Source organism: Paracoccus liaowanqingii, from assembly GCF_004683865.2.
GTDB classification, from domain to species: domain Bacteria; phylum Pseudomonadota; class Alphaproteobacteria; order Rhodobacterales; family Rhodobacteraceae; genus Paracoccus; species Paracoccus liaowanqingii.
Window position 1 is genome coordinate 552342 of record NZ_CP038439.1, and the last position, 16976, is coordinate 569317.

Annotated in this window: 17 protein-coding genes and 1 tRNA gene; 5 read left to right on the top strand and 13 right to left on the bottom strand. The window is 71.6% G+C overall.

The genetic code is table 11. The features are described from left to right. Positions 1-99: 99 nt before the first annotated feature. The 7 genes from lpxK to tsaD all read right to left on the bottom strand — a co-directional run bounded on the left by lpxK (position 100) and on the right by tsaD (position 5423). Positions 100-1089, bottom strand: coding sequence for a tetraacyldisaccharide 4'-kinase (lpxK, locus tag E4191_RS02655; RefSeq protein ID WP_135312036.1), 990 nt, complete (start codon positions 1087-1089; stop codon positions 100-102). Next, positions 1086-2300, bottom strand: coding sequence for a 3-deoxy-D-manno-octulosonic acid transferase (locus E4191_RS02660; protein WP_135312037.1), 1215 nt, complete (start codon positions 2298-2300; stop codon positions 1086-1088). The genes lpxK and E4191_RS02660 overlap by 4 nt, the downstream gene beginning before the upstream one ends. Continuing rightward, positions 2300-2545, bottom strand: a complete 246-nt coding sequence (locus E4191_RS02665; RefSeq protein WP_135312038.1) for a DUF4170 domain-containing protein — start codon at positions 2543-2545, stop codon at positions 2300-2302. Before E4191_RS02665 ends, E4191_RS02660 begins: the two co-directional genes overlap by 1 nt. Before the next feature lie 184 nt (positions 2546-2729). After that, positions 2730-3149, bottom strand: coding sequence for an EVE domain-containing protein (locus E4191_RS02670; protein WP_135312039.1), 420 nt, complete (start codon positions 3147-3149; stop codon positions 2730-2732). Beyond that, on the bottom strand, positions 3149-3421 hold the full coding sequence (locus E4191_RS02675; RefSeq protein WP_135314289.1) for a YciI family protein: 273 nt from the start codon (positions 3419-3421) through the stop codon (positions 3149-3151). Before E4191_RS02675 ends, E4191_RS02670 begins: the two co-directional genes overlap by 1 nt. Continuing rightward, positions 3421-4359 (bottom strand): NAD(P)H-dependent glycerol-3-phosphate dehydrogenase, encoded by a 939-nt coding sequence (locus tag E4191_RS02680; RefSeq protein ID WP_135312040.1) that lies wholly within the window; start codon positions 4357-4359, stop codon positions 3421-3423. Before E4191_RS02680 ends, E4191_RS02675 begins: the two co-directional genes overlap by 1 nt. After that, positions 4356-5423 (bottom strand): tRNA (adenosine(37)-N6)-threonylcarbamoyltransferase complex transferase subunit TsaD, encoded by a 1068-nt coding sequence (tsaD, locus tag E4191_RS02685; RefSeq protein WP_135312041.1) that lies wholly within the window; start codon positions 5421-5423, stop codon positions 4356-4358. Before tsaD ends, E4191_RS02680 begins: the two co-directional genes overlap by 4 nt. Before the next feature lie 67 nt (positions 5424-5490). Here tsaD and E4191_RS02690 point away from each other — a divergent pair, with 67 nt between their 5' ends. The 4 genes from E4191_RS02690 to E4191_RS02705 all read left to right on the top strand — a co-directional run bounded on the left by E4191_RS02690 (position 5491) and on the right by E4191_RS02705 (position 10104). Next, a complete protein-coding gene (locus E4191_RS02690) occupies positions 5491-6159 on the top strand; it encodes a uroporphyrinogen-III synthase (RefSeq protein WP_135312042.1) in 669 nt (222 codons plus the stop codon). A gap of 134 nt (positions 6160-6293) precedes the next feature. Beyond that, positions 6294-8108: a hypothetical protein gene (locus tag E4191_RS02695; RefSeq protein ID WP_135312043.1), complete on the top strand. Its 1815-nt coding sequence runs from the start codon at positions 6294-6296 to the stop codon at positions 8106-8108. Between the two features lie 10 nt (positions 8109-8118). Next, on the top strand, positions 8119-9924 hold the full coding sequence (locus E4191_RS02700; RefSeq protein WP_135312044.1) for a heme biosynthesis protein HemY: 1806 nt from the start codon (positions 8119-8121) through the stop codon (positions 9922-9924). Between the two features lie 104 nt (positions 9925-10028). Beyond that, a tRNA-Thr gene (locus E4191_RS02705) sits at positions 10029-10104 on the top strand. A gap of 59 nt (positions 10105-10163) precedes the next feature. On the opposite strand, the gene arsH is transcribed toward E4191_RS02705, so the two are convergent. The 6 genes from arsH to secG all read right to left on the bottom strand — a co-directional run bounded on the left by arsH (position 10164) and on the right by secG (position 15412). After that, positions 10164-10877: an arsenical resistance protein ArsH gene (gene arsH / locus E4191_RS02710; RefSeq protein ID WP_135312045.1), complete on the bottom strand. Its 714-nt coding sequence runs from the start codon at positions 10875-10877 to the stop codon at positions 10164-10166. Next, on the bottom strand, positions 10874-11929 hold the full coding sequence (arsB, locus tag E4191_RS02715; RefSeq protein WP_135312046.1) for an ACR3 family arsenite efflux transporter: 1056 nt from the start codon (positions 11927-11929) through the stop codon (positions 10874-10876). The genes arsH and arsB overlap by 4 nt, the downstream gene beginning before the upstream one ends. After that, the gene (locus E4191_RS02720; protein WP_135312047.1) at positions 11913-12293 is read right to left on the bottom strand and encodes an ArsR/SmtB family transcription factor; all 381 of its coding nucleotides are present in this window, start codon (positions 12291-12293) and stop codon (positions 11913-11915) included. The genes arsB and E4191_RS02720 overlap by 17 nt, the downstream gene beginning before the upstream one ends. A gap of 42 nt (positions 12294-12335) precedes the next feature. Next, positions 12336-13043, bottom strand: coding sequence for an MrcB family domain-containing protein (locus E4191_RS02725; protein ID WP_135312048.1), 708 nt, complete (start codon positions 13041-13043; stop codon positions 12336-12338). Further along, a complete protein-coding gene (locus tag E4191_RS02730) occupies positions 12932-14575 on the bottom strand; it encodes a CTP synthase (protein WP_135312049.1) in 1644 nt (547 codons plus the stop codon). Before E4191_RS02730 ends, E4191_RS02725 begins: the two co-directional genes overlap by 112 nt. A gap of 186 nt (positions 14576-14761) precedes the next feature. Next, on the bottom strand, positions 14762-15412 hold the full coding sequence (secG, locus tag E4191_RS02735) for a preprotein translocase subunit SecG (protein WP_135312050.1): 651 nt from the start codon (positions 15410-15412) through the stop codon (positions 14762-14764). Positions 15413-15484: 72 nt separating this feature from the next. Between secG and E4191_RS02740 the strand changes: the two genes are divergently transcribed. Next, complete coding sequence (locus tag E4191_RS02740; RefSeq protein ID WP_135312051.1) at positions 15485-16915, top strand: cobyric acid synthase; 1431 nt, start codon at positions 15485-15487, stop codon at positions 16913-16915. Positions 16916-16976: the final 61 nt, after the last annotated feature.

The window sequence follows — 16976 nt, forward strand, 5'->3', positions numbered from 1 at the left end:
CAGCAGCAGGTAGAAGCTCAGCCGACTTCCGGCATTGCGTGACATGGGCATCCTTTCGCGGCATTCGAAGGCCCTTATATCGGCATCCCCGCGGCGATTTCAAACAGGCCGCGGAAACAGCCGGTCCAGCGCCGCCGCCAGCGCCGTGTCGTCCTGCAGGGCCAGCCGCACGGGCAGGGCCATGACCTTGGACCGGAAGGCGCGGGGCAGGCGGGCGGCGTCCTTTTCGGTGGTGACCAGCTGGGCGCGCGCGCGGCGGGCCTCGGTCTCCAGCCGGGTCAGCAGGGCGGGGGTGAAGGGCTGGTGATCCTCCAGCCCCTCGGCGCGCACGATCTCGGCGCCCAGGGACTGGAGCGTGGCGAAGAATTTCTCGGGATGGCCGATGCCGGCGAAGGCCAGCACCCGGTGGCCGCGCCAGTCGAAGCCCATCTGCAACGGCGCCAGATGGCCGCGCAGATGCGGCGGGGCCCCGGGCGGCGGGGCAAAGCCCGCCTGCGCGGCGGGCGGGCCCACCGACAGCAGCAGATCGGCGCGCGCCAATCCCTTGGCCACCGGTTCGCGCAGGGGGCCCGCAGGCAGGCACAGCCCGTTGCCGAAGCCCTTGGCGGCATCCACGACCACGATGGACAGGTCATGCTTCAGCGCCGGATCCTGGAAGCCGTCATCCAGGATGATCGCCTGCGCGCCGCCATTCGTCGCCGCCCGGGCGCCCGCCAGCCGGTCGTCGGCGACCCAGACCGGGCCGAAGGCCGCCATCAGCAGCGGCTCGTCCCCGGTCAGGGCGGCGTCATGGGTCCGCTCGTCGACCCGCAGCGGGCCGGTGGCCGATCCGCCATAGCCGCGCGAGACGACATGCGCCGCGATCCCGCGCGCCGCCAAGGCCATCTGCAGATGGATGACGGTGGGGGTCTTGCCGGTGCCGCCCGCATTGATGTTGCCCACGCAGATCACCGGCACGCCCATTGGCGCGCGCGCGCCCTGCGCCAGCCGCCGCGCGGTGGCGCGGGCATAGGCGGCGCCCAAGGGGGCCAGCAGGCGGGCGCGCAGGCTGGGCGGGCGCAGGAACCAGAAGCCCGGGGCGCGGCTCATGCGGGCAGGCTTTCGCGGGGCGCGGCGGCGGGGCGCGGGGCGTCCAGCGCCGCCAGCACCCGGTCGGCGATGCGGATCGCGACATCGGCGCCGCCGGTGCTGACCGTCCAGGCGTTGCTGGCCAGCGTGGCGATGGGTTCGGGCTGGGTCAGGTCGGCGATCGCTTGGCACAGATCCTCGGGGCCGCGCACCTGGCGGGCGGCCTGCGCGCCGTCCAGCTGCTGCCATTCGGTGCGGAAGGGCCCGGCCTCGGTCCCGTGGACGATGGCCGATCCCAGGGCCGCCGGTTCAAACGGATGGCGCATCGCGGCCTCGTCGCCGCAGAGCGTGCCGCCCATGAAGCTGACCGGGGCCAGCCGGTACCACAGCCCCATCTCGGTCGGGCCGTCGGTCAGCAGGACCTGGATCTCGTCGCCGAAATCCTCGTCCTCGCTGCGCCGCGCGACGGTCAGCCCGCCCGCCTCGATGTCGCGGGCCAGCGCGTCGATGCGGGCCGGATCGCGGGGCGCCAGGATCAGCAGCGCGCGATGCGACCGGCGCAGCGCGGCCTGATGCGCCTCCAGCACCACGGCCTCCTCGGGGGCGGGCAGGCTGGCGGCGAACCAGGCATGGCGGCCGTTCATCTGCTGGGCCATCGAGACGCGCTCGGTTTCCGAGCAGTGCAGCGGCTCGCGGATCTCGGAGACGGGGCCGGTCATGGCAAGCTTCGCGGCGGGCAGGGAGAGGCGGCGCGACAGCCCCAGGCTGGCCGCGTCGGTCAGCATGACGGCCGCGACCTGCGCTAGCAGCTGCCGGCGCATGCCGCCCTGCAGGCCCCAGGCCAGATCGCGGGGACCGACGCGGAACTCGGCCAGAAGGACCGGGATCTGCCGGGTCGCGGCGGCGGCGATCAGGGCGGCGGGCAGGGCCGTGCCCAGAAGCAGCACCGCCCCGGGCCGGGCCCGGTCCAGAAGTTGCGCCACCAGGACCGGATCGTCGGCGGGATCGTCGGCCTCGGCCTCCTCGGCGCAAAGGCGCACCAGGCGCAACTGCGGGCGGGCGCGGGTCAGGCGGCGCAGGATCTGCGGCTCGGCCCCCGAGGCGTCGGGGGACACATGCAGGACCAGCACCGGGCCGGAGCCCTGCGGGATCGGCGGAAGGCCCGGGGCCTGGCCGCGGCGGCCGCGCAGATGCAGCCACAGCCCCAGCTGCCCCAGACCCGACCCGCTCATCAGCCGCCCAGTTCCTCGGTCGTGCTGACCTCGCGCTCCTCGTCGCGCAGGCGGTGCAGATGCGCGATGAAATAGCGGGTCTGGGCGCTGTCGACGGTGCGCTGCGCCTCGGTCTTCCAGGCGGCGAAGGCGCTGTCGTAATCGGGGAAGATGCCGACCATGTGGATGTTGTTGGTGTCGCGGAACTTGGTGCCTTGCGGATCGACGAGTTCGCCGCCGAAGACGAGATGCAGGCGCTGGCTCATGGGACCTCCTTGGGGGGTGCGGGACGGGCGGAAACCTAGCGCGCCGGGGGGCGGGGGTGAAGCGGATTCGGGGCATGGCGCGCGCCCCTGCCGCGGATATGGGCGGCGGGTGGTCGGGCCGGGGGCCGACTGCCCCCGGACCCCCGTGGATATTTCCGCCAAGATGAAGGGGCGGCGCCGCGCCTCAGCCCCGGTCGCCCGACAATTCCAGGATGGTGGCCCATTCGGCGTCGCTGACCGGCTGCACCGAGAGGCGGCTGTTGGTGACCAGCACCATCTCGCGCAGGCGCGGCTCGGCCTTGGCCTCGTCCAGGCTGATCGGACGGGGCAGCTTGCGCAGCGCGCGGATGTCGACGCAGTCCCACTTGGTGTCGGGGGCGGTGCTGTCGGGATGGGCCAGCGCGATCACCTCGACGATGCCCACGGCCTCCTTCCCGATGTTGGAATGGTAGAAGAGGCCCAGATCGCCGATCTGCATGGCGCGCATGTTGTTGCGGGCCTGATAGTTGCGCACCCCGTCCCATTCCTCTCCGGCCGCGCCCTTGGCGATCAGGTCGTCCCATCCGAAGACGTCGGGTTCGGACTTAAAGAGCCAGTAGGCCATCAGCCGATCACCTTCTTCCATTCGGTGATCTGGGTGGTCGCGAAGAGGCCCGCCGCCTTGTAGGGGTCGGCCGCGGCCCAGGCCTGGGCTGCGGCCAGATCGGCGGCGTCCAGGATCACCAGCGAGCCGGCCATCTCGCCATCCTCGATCAGCGGGCCGGCCATGGCCACGATGCCGCTGTCGCGGATATGGGCCAGATGGGCGTCGCGGGTGTCCAGGCGGGTTTGCAGCGCGCCGGGCTTGTCCCGGCAGATCACGGCGAAAAGCGGCATCATTCCTCCTTCAGGGGTCGGCTGAGCAATCGGTCCATGGCCTTTTCCACCGAAATCCCGCCCTCGGCAAGGCGCGCGACCATGGCGGCGATGGGCAGGTCCAGCCCGTCGCGCGAAGCCATGCGGTCCAGCGCCCGGGCGGTGGCCGCGCCCTCGACCGTGGTGGTGCTGTCGAAATCCTTGCCTGATCCGAGCGCGCAGCCATAGCGGAAGTTGCGCGACTGGCCCGAGGTGCAGGTCAGCGTCAGATCGCCCAGGCCCGACAGGCCGGTCAGCGTCTCGGGGCGGGCGCCCAGATGGCCGGCCAGCCGCGTCATCTCGGCAAAGCCGCGGGTGATGATGGCGGCGCGGGCGCTGTCGCCCAGGCCCGCGCCGATCACCGTGCCCGCCGCGATGGCGATGACGTTCTTCAGCGCGCCGCCCAGTTCGGCGCCGATGACATCCGTGGTGCGGTAGAGGCGCAGCACCGGCGTCGACAGGCGCTGCTGCAGCGCCTGCGCGGCCTCCGGATCGGCGCAGGCCAGCGTCAGCGCGGTGGGCAGGCCCCGCGCGATGTCGGCGGCGAAGGAGGGGCCGGTCAGCACCGCGACGGTGGCGTTGGGGCAGCCTTGGGCGATCAGGGCCGAGGGGCCGGTCAGGCGGCGCAGGTCGATCCCCTTGGCGGTGCTGACCAGGCGCTTGCCGTCCAGCCGGGCGGCATGATCGTCCAGGAAGGCGCCCAGCACCTGCGCTGGCAGGGCCAGCAGGATCGTGTCGGCCTGCAGCGCGCGGTCCAGGTCCTGCGTGACGGACAGCCCCGGCGGCAGGGGCACGCCGGGCAGGCGGGGGTTCTCGCCCGTCCAGTCGATGCGGCGGCCCCACAGCGTCACCGGCACGTTGGCGGTCAGCGCCACCGCCAGGGCCGTGCCGAAGGCGCCCGCGCCCAGAATCCCGATCATGCCTTGGCCCCCCGCTTGCCATGTCCCAGCATCGGCGCCGCTTGGCCGTCCAGCGGCCAGCGGGGCCGGGCGGCCAGGTCCATCCCGTTGCGATGGCCCAGGCGGAACCGCTCGATCCCGGCCCAGGCGATCATCGCGCCATTGTCTGTGCACAGCCGCAACGGCGGCGCCAGGAAGCGGGCGCCGGCCTCGGCCGCCACCTGCTCCAGCGCGGCGCGAATCTGCGCATTGGCGGCCACGCCGCCCGCCACGGCCAGCAGCGGGACCGGCGACAGGGCCAGCGCCCGGCGCGATTTCTCGGCCAGGACCTCGGCCACGGCAGTCTGGAAGGCGGCGCACAGGTCGCGGCGGTCGGTCGCGCGCAGCCCGCCTTGGGCGGCGATCAGCGCGTCGCGTTGCCGCAGGGCGGCGGTCTTGAGGCCGGAAAAGGACAGATCGCAGCCGGGGCGGTCCAGCAGCGGGCGGGGCAGCGGAAAGCGGCGGGGATCGCCTTGCGCCGCCTCGGCCTCGACCTGGGGGCCGCCGGGCTGGGGCAGGGCCAGCAGCTTGGCCAGCTTGTCGAAGGCCTCGCCCGGCGCATCGTCGATGGTGCCGCCAAGCCGGGTGAAGGCGTCGGGCCCGTCCACCCGCAGGAACTGGCAATGCCCGCCCGAGACCAGCAGCATCAGATAGGGAAAGTCGACCCCGTCGGTCAGGCGCGGGGTCAGCGCGTGGCCCGCCAGGTGGTTCACGCCGACCAGCGGCAGGCCGGTGCCCGCCGCGATCCCCTTGGCGCACATCACGCCCGCCATGACCCCGCCGATCAGCCCCGGCCCCGCCGTCACCGCGATGCCGGTCACCGCGTCCAGGCCCAGCCCGGCCTCGGCCAGCGCCTGCTCGACCGCAAGATCCAGCCGCTCTGCATGGGCGCGGGCGGCGATCTCGGGGACGATGCCGCCGAAATCGGCATGCAGCGCGGTCTGGCTGCTGACCACGCTGGACAGGATGCGCCGGTCGCCCGTGACGAGGGCCGCGGCCGTGTCGTCGCAGCTGCTCTCGATCCCCAGGAAAATCATGTCGGTCATCGCTCTTGCCCGGATGCAGGGGGACGCTTACCCCTTGAGGGCGTAGCACCCGCCGGACAGGATGCCAATGCCGCCCGATTGCCGCCCGCCCTTGCTGCTGACCCGGCCCCTGAGCGATTCGCAGCGGTTCGCGGCGCGGATGGACGGATGGCCGGCGGTCACCTCTCCGATCCTGCGCATCGTGGCGGTGGATCACGACGCGGCGGCGCTGCACGCGGCCGCGGGGCTGGTCTTCACCTCGGCCCATGCGGTGGGGGCGGCGGGGCCGGGGCGGGGGCGCCCGGCGCTCTGCGTGGGCGGGCGGACGGCGCGGCTGGCCCGGGCGGCGGGCTTTGCCGTGACCGAGGGTCCGGGCACGGCCGCGGGCCTCGTCCCCCTGATCGCCGCCAGCCCGGTGCCGCTGATCCACCCCCATGGCCGCCACCTGGCCCATCCGCTGCCCGTGCCCGGCGTCGTCGTCTACGACCAGCAGCCGCTGCCCCTGACCCCGCAGGCGCACCTGCTGCTGGCGGGTCCGGCGCCGGTCATCGTGCCGGTCTTCTCGCCCCGCTCGGCCCGGCTGCTGGGCGACATGCTGCCGCAGCCCTGCGCGCCCCTGTGGCGGGTGGCGATCAGCGCGGCCGCCGCTGCCGCCTGGACGGGCCCCGCGCCCGCCCGCTGTACAGAGGCCGCGCAACCCTCGGCCGCGGCGATGCAGGCGGCGATCACGCAGATCATCCTTGCGGAACAAAGCTGACGACGACGGGTTGAGCGTCGAGCCCGGCCTGATTAGGCTGGGGAAGATGCGCCTGCGGGCGGCCACCGGGACGACGCGCGCGCGACCGTCCGGGGCAGGGACACCGGAGCAGGCACCGAGACGGGGACAGGGACGTGAAGACACCAAAAAGCAAGACCGGCGGCCCGGATGGCCGCAAGACCGACACGGCCGCCGCTGGCCCGACCACCGGCCCCGCCAAGGGGACCGGCACGCTGTCCGGCGCCCCCGAGGCTGCCGCGCCCGAGATCCGCAAGATCCCGGCGCATTCCGGCGTGGTCGATTCGACCCCGGTCGAGTCCGGCCGCCCGGCCCAGGCCGGCCAGCCCGGCAGCGTGACCCCCGCCGAATCGACCCTGGTGGGTCAGGGCGGCGGCGCCCCCGCAGCCAGCCCGAAGACGCCCCCGAAGGGATCGGCTGCGGCCGGAAGGTCTGCGTCCGACAAGGCTGCGTCCGACAAGGCTGCCGCTGAGAAGGCTGCCCCGAACAAGCCTGCGACCGGAACACCCGAGACCGCAGCCACCCGAATCCCGGCCTCGTCGCCCGCATCCGCTGCCGCCGCATCCGCTGCGGCAACGACCGCCTCCGTGCCGCCGTCCAAGACGACCGGCGGCGGGTCGGGCAGCACCGGTGGCGGTGCTGGCAACGGCTCCGGCGGATCGCGTCCGACCCCGGCGCCCGCCCGCAAGTCCGGCTTCTGGCCCGTCGCCCTGGGAGGCGCCGTCGCCGCGGGTCTGGGCGCCGCCGCCACCATCTATGCCCTGCCGCACCTGCCCGAGGGCTGGGTTGCGCAGGACGCCCCCGCCGCCGTCACGCAAGAGATGCCCGACCGCGAGGACCTGATCGCCGCCGCCGAAGAGGCCGGTCGTCTGGCCGCGCTGGACGCACTGCCCGAGGACCTGACCCCGCGCATCGAGGCGCTGGAACAGCAGACTGCCGCACTGGCCGAGGCCCCTGCGCAGGATGTTGCCGTCGAGGAGGCTCCCGCTCAGGCCGATCCGGCCCAAGCCGAGCCCGCCGAAGACACCGCAACGGCCGCCGACGTTCCTGCCGAGGGTGCTCAGACTGCTGATGCCGCGCCTGCCGAGGACGCCACCCCTGTGGATGACGCCCAACCCCAGGCGGACAGCCAGGACGCCCCGGCACCGGACACCGCCGCCGAGGAGGCCCAGCCCCAGGACGACGCCGCCCCCGCCATCGACCCCGCCCTGCTGGCCGATCTTCAGCAGCGCCTGGAAGAGCAGCAGGCCGGTCTGGAGGAACAGCGCGCCCGGCTGGAGGACCAGCAGGCCCGGTTGGACGAACTGGCCGCCCGCCCGTCCTTCGATCCCGAGCAGGTCCAGCAGACGCAGGAGCGGATCGAGACCGCCGCCGCCGAGGCGCAGGCCAGCCTGGATGCCGCCCGGACCGAGGCGCAGCAGTTGCAGGACGCCGCCGCCGAAGGCACCCGCCGCGCCGAGGCCGTGGCCGCCATCGCCGCGCTGCAGACCGCGCTTGACGAGGGCGTGACCCCCGAGGAGGCCCGTGCCGCCTTGGAAGGCGCCGGGATCGACACGCCCGAGGCCCTGCAGGCTCAGGTGCCCAGCCTGACCGAGCTGCAATCCGACTTCCCCGAGGCCGCCCGTGCCGCGCTGCGCGCCAGCCTGCGCGAGACCAGCGCCAGCGGCGAGGGGAACCTGCTGACCAATTTTCTGCGCGCCCAGACCGGCGCCCGCTCGGTCGAACCGCGCGAGGGCGACGATCCCGATGCCGTCCTGTCGCGCGCCGATGCCGAGGTGCAGGCGGGCCGGATCGACGCCGCCCTGGCCGAGGTGCAGTCGCTGTCCGAACCCGCCCTCGCCGCCCCCGTCATGGCCGACTGGCTGTCCCGCGCAACCGCTTATTCCCAGGCACGGGCGGCTTTGACCGACCTGTCCTCGGGCACGAATTGAGGGCCGCCAGATGTTGCTGTCACTGCTGAAAATCCTGCTGTTCTTCGCCGTCGTGCTGCTGCTGGCGCTGGGCGCCGTGCATCTGTCGGAAACCGGCCAGATGCTGCGCCTGGAATATGGCGGGACCGAGATCGCGCTGACCCCGGTCAAGGCGCTGGTCGCCCTGCTGGTCCTGATGGTCACGGCCTGGCTGATCTTCAAGCTCCTGGGCCTGCTGCTGGCGGTCCTGCGCTTCCTCGTCGGCGACGAGACCGCGATCAACCGCCATTTCGCCCGCTCGCGCGAGAAGCGCGGCTATGCGGCCTTCGGCGAGGGCATGCTGGCCGTCGCCTCGGGCGAGGGCAAGCTGGCCCAAGACAAGGCCGCCAAGGCCGCGAAATACCTCAACCAGCCGCACCTGACCAACCTGCTGGCCGCGCAGGCCGCCGAGACGGCGGGCGACCGGACCCGCGCGATCGAGATCTATCGCGACCTGCTGTCCGATGACCGCACCCGCTTCGTGGGCATCCGCGGGCTCATGCGCCAGAAGCTGGCCGAGGGCGAGACGCACAAGGCCCTGCTGCTGGCGCAGAAGGCCTATGCCCTGAAGCCGCGCCACAAGGAGGTCCAAGACACGCTTCTGGAGCTGCAGACCAAGGAACATGACTGGAAGGGCGCCCGCCAGACCCTCAAGGACAAGCGCGCCCAAGGCGATCTGCCCAAGGACGTGGCGCTCCGCCGCGATGCCGTCCTGGCCCTGCAGGAGGCCAGCGACGTGCTGGCGCATGGCAACTCGATCAGCGCCCGCGAGGCGGCGATCTCGGCCGCCAAGGCCTCGCCCGACCTGATCCCGGCCGCCGTCCTGGCCGCGCGCAGCTATGCCGCGCAGAAGGATTACCGCAACGCCTCGCGGATCCTCGAAAAGACCTGGTCGGTGCGCCCGCATCCCGACATCGCCGCCGCCTATGCCGAGATCGTGCCGGACGAAAAGCCCGACACCCGGCTCAAGCGCTTCGACAACCTGATGCGCAAGAACCCCGACCACGGCGAGACGCGCCTGCTGAAGGCCGAACTGCTGATCTCCTGCGAGGATTTCCCCGGCGCCCGCCGCGCCCTGGGGGATCTGGCCGAGACGCATCCCAACGTGCGCACGCTGTCAATCATGGCCGCCATCGAACGCGGCGAGGGCGCCGACGACAGCGTCGTGCGCGGCTGGCTGACGCGCGCGCTGACCGCCTCGCGCGGGCCGCAATGGGTCTGCGACAAGTGCCACAACGTGATGCACGAATGGGCGCCGGTCTGCGACAGCTGCGGGGGCTTCGACACCCTGACTTGGCGCGAGCCCGACAATGTCCGCACCACCCCTTCGGCCACCGGGGCCGAGATGCTGCCGCTGCTGGTCGGTGCGCCCAAGCCCGCGCCCGCCCCGGAACCCGTCGCGCCCCATCCGGCCCCGACCGACGCGGTCCCCGACCTGACCGATCCGGTCGTCCCGCATCCGCCGGGTCCGGCCGAGCCCGAGGGCCCGCGCCCCGTGCGCGAACTGGACATGCCCGCCGTCCCGCCCGGCATCGTGCCGCGCGAAAGCGACTACCGCCGCGTGGACGACCCCTCGGCCACGGTGACCACGCCGGAACCGGTCAAACCGGCCAAGGCGCCCGTCAAGCCTGAGGCGGCCGAGCCGCTGATCATCACCCCGGCCCCCGCCCGCAAGCCCGACGCGGCGGCTGCCGACCAGCCCGCCCGCCCGATCTCCGAGGCAGAGCCGGTGATGATCCGGCCCGATGTGGAACCCTCGGACGGCAGCGACTCGGACAAGGATCGCACCCGCCCCTGACCCCTCGGGGACCGGGGCACCACCCCCCGGCGCGCGGCGAAAAAATCGCCCGCGCCCTCTTCCCCCGGCCAAGGGAAGATGCTATCGCCCCGTCACCATCTGATGCCGGTGTAGCTCAGCTGGTAGAGCACATCATTCGTAATGATGGGGTCGGGGGTTCGAGTCCCTTCACCGGCACCACTGATCCCCCGGGATCGACCAAAAAGGCCGCCCCCCGGGGCGGCCTTTTGCATTTGCCCTCAGACCGCCTTCGTCTGGTTCACCCGGGCCGACAGGGCGGCGTGATCCTCGACCCGTTCCGAATAGCGGTCGACCAGCTGGTCGCGGATGTCGCGGGTCAGGACGGTGAAGCGCACCAGCTCCTCCATCACGTCCACGATCCGGTCGTAATAGGGCGAGGGCTTCATGCGGTCGTCCGCATCGAACTCGTCCCAGGCCTTCGCGACCGAGGACTGGTTGGGAATGGTCAGCAGCCGCATCCAGCGCCCCAGGATGCGCAGCTGGTTCACGGTGTTGAAGCTCTGGCTGCCGCCACAGACCTGCATGACCGCCAGCGTCTTGCCCTGCGTGGGGCGCACGCCGCCCAAAGACAGCGGGATCCAGTCGATCTGCGCCTTCATCACCCCGGTCATCGCGCCATGGCGTTCGGGGCTGGACCAGACCATCCCCTCGCACCAGCCGACCAGGTCGCGCAGCTCGGCCACCTTGGGGTGATCGGCCTCGACCGCATCGGGCAGGGGCAACGCGCGCGGGTCATAGATCCGCGTCTCGGCGCCAAGCGCCTGCAGGATCCGCGCCGCCTCCTCGGCAGTCAGGCGCGAGAAGCTGCGTTCGCGCAGCGATCCGTAAAGGATCAGGATGCGCGGCCTGTGGGTGGCGGGCCCGGCGGGGCGCAGCGAGGCGGCCTCGATGGGACGCAGGAGGCTGGGGGCGATGTTGGGCAGGTCGGTCATGGCAGGGGCCTTTCGGGAAAGCGGGCGCGGGTGCGGTTGGCGAAGGCCACCAAGGTCAGCATCACCGGCACCTCGACCAGCACGCCTACCACCGTGGCCAGTGCCGCGCCGGAATTGAGGCCGAACAGGCTGATCGCCACCGCGACCGCCAGTTCGAAGAAGTTCGAGGTGCCGATCATCGCGCAGGGCGCGGCGATCCGGTGCGGCACCTTCATCAGCCAGGCCGCGCCATAGGCCAGCGCGAAGATCCCATAGCTTTGCAGGATGATCGGCACGGCGATCAGCGCGATGATCAGGGGCCGGTCCAGGATCACCTCACCCTGCAGCCCGAACAGGATCGCGACGGTGGCGATCAGCCCCGTCACCGACCAGGGCTTGACCCGCCGCCCGAAGGCGTCGATGGCCGCCTGCGCTCCCAGCATCCGCCGCGTCAGCAGCCCCGCCGCCAGCGGCAGCACGACGTAAAGCACCGTGGCCAGGATCAGCGTCTGCCACGGCACCACGATGTCAGTGACCCCCAGAAGCAGCGCCACGATGGGCGTGAAGGCCACGACCATGATCAGGTCGTTCACCGACACCTGCACCAGCGTGTAGGTCGCATCGCCCCGCGTCAGCTGCGACCAGACGAAGACCATCGCCGTGCAGGGCGCCGCCCCCAGCAGGATCAGCCCGGCGATGTATTGCTGCGCGTCCTCGGGGTCGATCCAGCCCGCGAAGACATGCTCGAAGAACAGGACCGCCAGCAGGGCCATGGTGAAGGGCTTGACCAGCCAGTTGACCGCCAGCGTGATCAGCAGGCCCCGCGGCTGCTTCCAGACGCCCGCCACCGCGCCCAGATCGACGGCGATCATCATCGGATAGACCATCGCCCAGATCAGCACCGCCACGACCAGGTTGATCGAGGCGACCTCGGCCCCCGCCACCGCGCCCACCAGCCCCGGGGCCAGGTTGCCGACGACCAGCCCCGCCAGCATGGCCAGCGCCACCCACAGGGTCAGCCAGCGTTCGAACGGCCCGAGGGCGGCGGGGTTGGGATCAGGGGCGTCGGTCATCGGGATCGGCCTTCGATGTCGGTGACGGGGGGCAGGCGGTGCGGGTCAGACGGTCGGCCAGCGGGTCGCAGAGGTCGGGATGACCGCCGCAGCAATCCTTCAGCAGGAAATCCACCAGCGCGGCCATCCCCTCCATCCGCGCGACATAGCGGATGGCGCGGCCCTCGCGCTGCGACCGGACCAGCCCGGCGGCGGCGAGGATCGACAGGTTGGTGGACATGGTGTTGGCATGGGCACCCAGAGCCTGCGCGATCTCTCCGGCGCGCATCCCCTCGGGGCCCGCCACGACCAGCAGGCGAAACACCGACAGGCGGGTCTCCTGCGCGAGGGCGGAGAGGGTCTCGAGGGCGACCTTGTCTTCCATCCTTCTGGAATTATCGAAACGACATGGACGGGGCAAGCCCCCTCAACCGCCCCCGACCAGATCGCGATACAGGTCCAGCATCCGCGACAGCGCGTCCTCCAGCCCGGCCAGATCGGGCGCATCGGCCTGCCAGACGCGCGACAGGGCGCACCCGGCCTCGTAGCCCAAGGGCAGGGCGGCGGTGGAATTGAGGACAATCGGCGCGTCGGAGAACCCGTGCCCGCAACCGGCCAGCGCCGCGCGGGTGGCGGCGGCGGTCTGGCGCAGGATCCGCCGCCCTTCGGTCGCGCCATGACGTGTCAGGGCATCGGCGGCGCCATGCTGCAAAGACAGCACGATCCGCTCGCCCACCGGGTCGATGAAGATCACGACATAGAGGCCGTGGCGCATGCTGCGTGTCACATGGGGGGCAAAGCAGGCCAGCCAGGGAATGCTGGCCCAGCCCGGCGCCCCGGTGCTGGCGCGCACCAGCAGCCGCTCGGGCCGCCGGTCCGTCAGCGCCCGCGCCAAGGCCGCCACATCGCGGCGAAAGAACGACGCGAAGGCGCTGCCCGTCACGGGACGCTGCCGCTCGAACGCATAGCGCCGCGCCGTCAGGGACAGCGCGGCGGCCAGCGGCGACAGGATGGGGGCGTCGGTCAGACCAGCCGCCCTTCCTCCATCGCGGCGCGCACGAAGCCCGCGAACAGCGGCGCCGGCGCGAAGGGCTTGGATTTCAGCTCGGGATGGGACTGCACGCCGATGAACCACGGGTGGTCGGAATATTCGACCACCTCGGGCAGCTTGCCATCCGGCGACATGCCCGAAAAGCGAAGCCCGGCATCCTCCAACTGAGCGCGATAGGTGCCGTCCACCTCATAGCGGTGGCGGTGGCGGTCCTCGATCTCCAAGGCTCCGCCATAGACGTCCGAGATGCGCGAGCCTTCCGCCAGCACGGCCGTGTAGGCACCAAGCCGCATCGTGCCGCCCTTGTCGTCGCCGACCTTGCGCTGGACGGTATAGTTGCCCTGCACCCATTCCTTCAGGTGATAAACGACCGGCGTGAAGCGCGTCTTGCCCGCCTCGTGGTCGAACTCCTCGGACCCGGCGTCGGGCATGGAGGCCAGGTTGCGCGCCGCCTCGATCACCGCCATCTGCATCCCAAGGCAGATGCCCAGATAGGGCACCTTCTTCTCGCGCGCATAGCGGGCGGCGGTCACCATCCCCTCGGTCCCGCGCTCGCCGAAGCCGCCGGGCACGATGATGCCATGATAGCCGTCCAGCAGATGCGCGCCCTCGCCCTCCAGCTGCTCGCTGTCGACCCAATCGGCCTTCACGCGGACCTTGTTGGCCATGCCCCCATGGGTCAGCGCCTCCGAGATCGACTTGTAGGCGTCCTCCAGCTGCACGTACTTGCCGACGATGGCGATGTTGACCTGCCCCTCGGCGTTGTACAGACGGTCCATCACGTCCTCCCACCGCGACAGGTCCGGGCGCGGCGCGGGGCTGATCGCGAAGGCGTCCAGCACGGCGCGGTCCAGTCCGGCACGGTGATAGGCCATCGGTGCCTCGTAGATGGTCTTCAGGTCATAGGCCGGGATCACGCTGTCGGGCCGCACGTTGCAGAACAGCGCGATCTTGGCGCGCTCCTTCTCGGGGATCGGATGTTCCGACCGGCAGACCAGCACGTCGGGGGCCAGGCCGATGGACTGCAACTCCTTGACGCTGTGCTGCGTGGGCTTGGTCTTCAGCTCACCGCTGGCCGCCAGATAGGGCAGCAGCGTCAGGTGCATCAGGATGCACTCGCCGCGCGGGCGCTCGTGGGTGAACTGGCGGATCGCCTCGAAGAAGGGCAGCCCCTCGATATCGCCCACCGTGCCACCGATCTCGCAGAGCATGAAATCGACCTCGTCATCCCCGATCGCCAGGAAGTCCTTGATCTCGTTGGTGACATGCGGGATCACCTGGATGGTCTTGCCCAGATATTCGCCGCGCCGTTCCTTTTCCAGCACGTTGGAATAAACGCGCCCGCTGCTGATGCTGTCGGTGCGCCGCGCAGCCACCCCGGTGAAGCGCTCGTAATGGCCCAGGTCCAGATCCGTCTCGGCGCCGTCATCGGTGACGAAGACCTCGCCATGCTCGAAGGGGCTCATCGTGCCGGGATCGACGTTCAGATAGGGGTCCAGCTTGCGCAGCCTGACGGTGAAGCCCCGCGCCTGCAGCAGCGCGCCCAGTGCCGCCGAGGCCAGCCCCTTGCCAAGCGACGAGACCACGCCGCCGGTGATGAAGATGTATCGCGCCATGAGGCCCCCGTGATGTGCAGGCCGTGGATGCCACGTCCTGAAATGCAAAACCAGTCGGCGTGCGGGTCGCCTTGGAACGACCAGCATCACGGGAGTAGCAGAATAACCGATTCGCCCCGTGGTCACAACCGACCGCAAGTTGATGTGGGGCGATCGCGCGATCGCCCCAAATTCTGGTGGCCGCCGTCAGTTCGTCGCGGCAGGCGCTGCGGGCGCGGCCGAAGCCGGGCTGTCCTCGACCGGGCCGCCTTGAACCGGGCTGGCCGGGGCCGGGGGCGCCACCGCATCGGGTGCCGCCGCTTCGGGCGCTGCGGGCGCCACGGGCTCTGGGGCCGCAGGGGCAACCGCCTCGGGGGCGGTCGTCGCGGGCGCCTCGGTCACCGGTGCCTCGGCTGCGGGCGGGGTCACCGGATCGACTGCCTGAGGCGTCGCGGGGGCCGTCTCGGCGGCACCGTCATCCGCCGCGTCGGGCGAGGGCGGGACCAGCGGATTGCCTGCCGTCGTCGGCGGGGGCGTGTAGGCGGGCAGGCCCGGCAGGCTGCCTGCGGGCTGCTGCTGGCCGGCCGTGCCGCCGAACTGGTCCATGATCGAGCTGTTGGACGCCTGGCGCGCCGCCAGGATCGTCAGCGTGATCGAGGTCGCAAAGATGGCCACGCCCAGGATCCAGGTCAGGCGGCTCAGCGCATTGGCGGCTGCCCGGCCCGACATGACGCCGCCTCCCGCGCCGCCACCGCCGCCGCCCATGCCCAGCCCGCCCCCTTCGGAACGCTGCAGCAGGACGATCCCGACCAGCGTCGCTGCCAGGATCAGATGGACGGTCAGAATGACGTTTTCCACGGCTTTCGGCCTTTCATTTGCGGACGCGCCTATCTAGTCACCACGGCGGGTGATGGCAAGCGAGAGTGTCCCATGACGGCGGTGATGATCCAGGGCACCGGCTCGAATGTCGGAAAGTCGATGCTGGTCGCGGGATTGTGCCGTGCCGCCGTCCGGCGCGGGTTGTCCGTCGCGCCCTTCAAGCCGCAGAACATGTCCAACAACGCCGCCGTCACCGCGGATGGCGGAGAGATCGGCCGCGCCCAGGCCCTGCAGGCCCGCGCCTGCGGGCTGGAGCCGGTGACCGACATGAACCCCGTCCTGCTGAAGCCCGAGACCGAGACCGGATCGCAGGTCATCCTGCAGGGCCGCGTCATCGGCCGCGCGCAGGCCCGCGACTATCAGTCGCTCAAGCCTCGCCTGCTGGCGGGGGTGCTGGACAGCTTCGCGCGCCTGGCCGCCGCCCATGACCTGATCATCGTCGAGGGCGCGGGCAGCCCTGCCGAGGTCAACCTGCGCCCCCGCGACATCGCCAATATGGGATTCGCCCGGGCGGCGGGGGTGCCGGTGGTGCTGGCGGGCGACATCGACCGGGGCGGGGTGATCGCCCAGATCGTCGGCACCCAGGCGGTGATCGACGCGGATGACGCGGCGATGATCCGGGGGTTCCTGATCAACAAGTTCCGCGGCGACCCGCGCCTCTTCGACGATGGCTACCGGATGATCGAGGAGCGGACCGGCTGGCCCGGCTTCGGCGTGGTGCCGTGGTTCGCGGGCGCCCACCGCCTGCCCGCCGAGGATGCGGTCGACCTGCGCCACGGTCAGGGAGAGGGGCTGCATGTCGTCTGCCTGACCCTGTCGCGCATCGCCAATTTCGACGATCTGGACCCGCTGGCGGCGGAACCGGGCATCCGCCTGACCATGCTGGCGCCGGGGCAGGCGATCCCCGGCGATGCCGGTCTGGTCATCGTGCCGGGGTCCAAGTCCACGCTGGGCGATCTGGCCTTCCTGCGCGCCCAGGGCTGGGACATCGACCTTGCGGCCCATCACCGGCGCGGCGGGCATGTGCTGGGCATCTGCGGCGGCTATCAGATGCTGGGACGGGTGATCGACGACCCCTCGGGCGCCGATGGGGTGGCGGGGCAAGTTGCGGGGCTGGGCCTGCTGGACGTGGCCACGGTCATGTCGGGGACCAAGCGGCTGGAGCGGGTGCAGGGCACCGCGCTGGGCCAGCCCGTCTCGGGCTACGAGATCCACATGGGCCGCACCAGCGGCCCCGATTGCGCCCGCCCCTTCGCCCATGTCCCCGAGGCGGACGGCGCCACCAGTCCGGACGGGCGGGTGACGGGCAGCTATCTGCACGGGCTGTTCTCCGACGACGCGTTCCGCGCGGCCTTTTTGGCGCGTCTGGGCGCCACCTCGCGTCCGGGCTTCGAGGCGGGGGTCGATGCCGCGCTGGACGATCTGGCCGACCATCTGGAGGCGCATCTGGATGTCGCGGGTCTTCTGGCCGTTGCGCGCTGATCGTTAATGCAGCGGGCGTTGTCGGTGTACGCCCGGTGCACGCGCGGTGCTGCGGATGTGA

Excerpts from the sequence above, each read along its gene's own strand:
- lpxK (WP_135312036.1), bottom strand. The coding sequence starts at position 1,089 with ATGAGCCGCGCCCCGGGCTTCTGGTTCCTGCGCCCGCCCAGCCTGCGC.
- E4191_RS02660 (WP_135312037.1), bottom strand. The coding sequence starts at position 2,300 with ATGAGCGGGTCGGGTCTGGGGCAGCTGGGGCTGTGGCTGCATCTGCGC.
- E4191_RS02665 (WP_135312038.1), bottom strand. The coding sequence starts at position 2,545 with ATGAGCCAGCGCCTGCATCTCGTCTTCGGCGGCGAACTCGTCGATCCG.
- E4191_RS02670 (WP_135312039.1), bottom strand. The coding sequence starts at position 3,149 with ATGGCCTACTGGCTCTTTAAGTCCGAACCCGACGTCTTCGGATGGGAC.
- E4191_RS02675 (WP_135314289.1), bottom strand. The coding sequence starts at position 3,421 with ATGCCGCTTTTCGCCGTGATCTGCCGGGACAAGCCCGGCGCGCTGCAA.
- E4191_RS02680 (WP_135312040.1), bottom strand. The coding sequence starts at position 4,359 with ATGATCGGGATTCTGGGCGCGGGCGCCTTCGGCACGGCCCTGGCGGTG.
- tsaD (WP_135312041.1), bottom strand. The coding sequence starts at position 5,423 with ATGACCGACATGATTTTCCTGGGGATCGAGAGCAGCTGCGACGACACG.
- E4191_RS02690 (WP_135312042.1), top strand. The coding sequence starts at position 5,491 with ATGCCGCCCGATTGCCGCCCGCCCTTGCTGCTGACCCGGCCCCTGAGC.
- E4191_RS02700 (WP_135312044.1), top strand. The coding sequence starts at position 8,119 with ATGTTGCTGTCACTGCTGAAAATCCTGCTGTTCTTCGCCGTCGTGCTG.
- arsH (WP_135312045.1), bottom strand. The coding sequence starts at position 10,877 with ATGACCGACCTGCCCAACATCGCCCCCAGCCTCCTGCGTCCCATCGAG.
- arsB (WP_135312046.1), bottom strand. The coding sequence starts at position 11,929 with ATGACCGACGCCCCTGATCCCAACCCCGCCGCCCTCGGGCCGTTCGAA.
- E4191_RS02720 (WP_135312047.1), bottom strand. The coding sequence starts at position 12,293 with ATGGAAGACAAGGTCGCCCTCGAGACCCTCTCCGCCCTCGCGCAGGAG.
- E4191_RS02730 (WP_135312049.1), bottom strand. The coding sequence starts at position 14,575 with ATGGCGCGATACATCTTCATCACCGGCGGCGTGGTCTCGTCGCTTGGC.
- E4191_RS02740 (WP_135312051.1), top strand. The coding sequence starts at position 15,485 with ATGACGGCGGTGATGATCCAGGGCACCGGCTCGAATGTCGGAAAGTCG.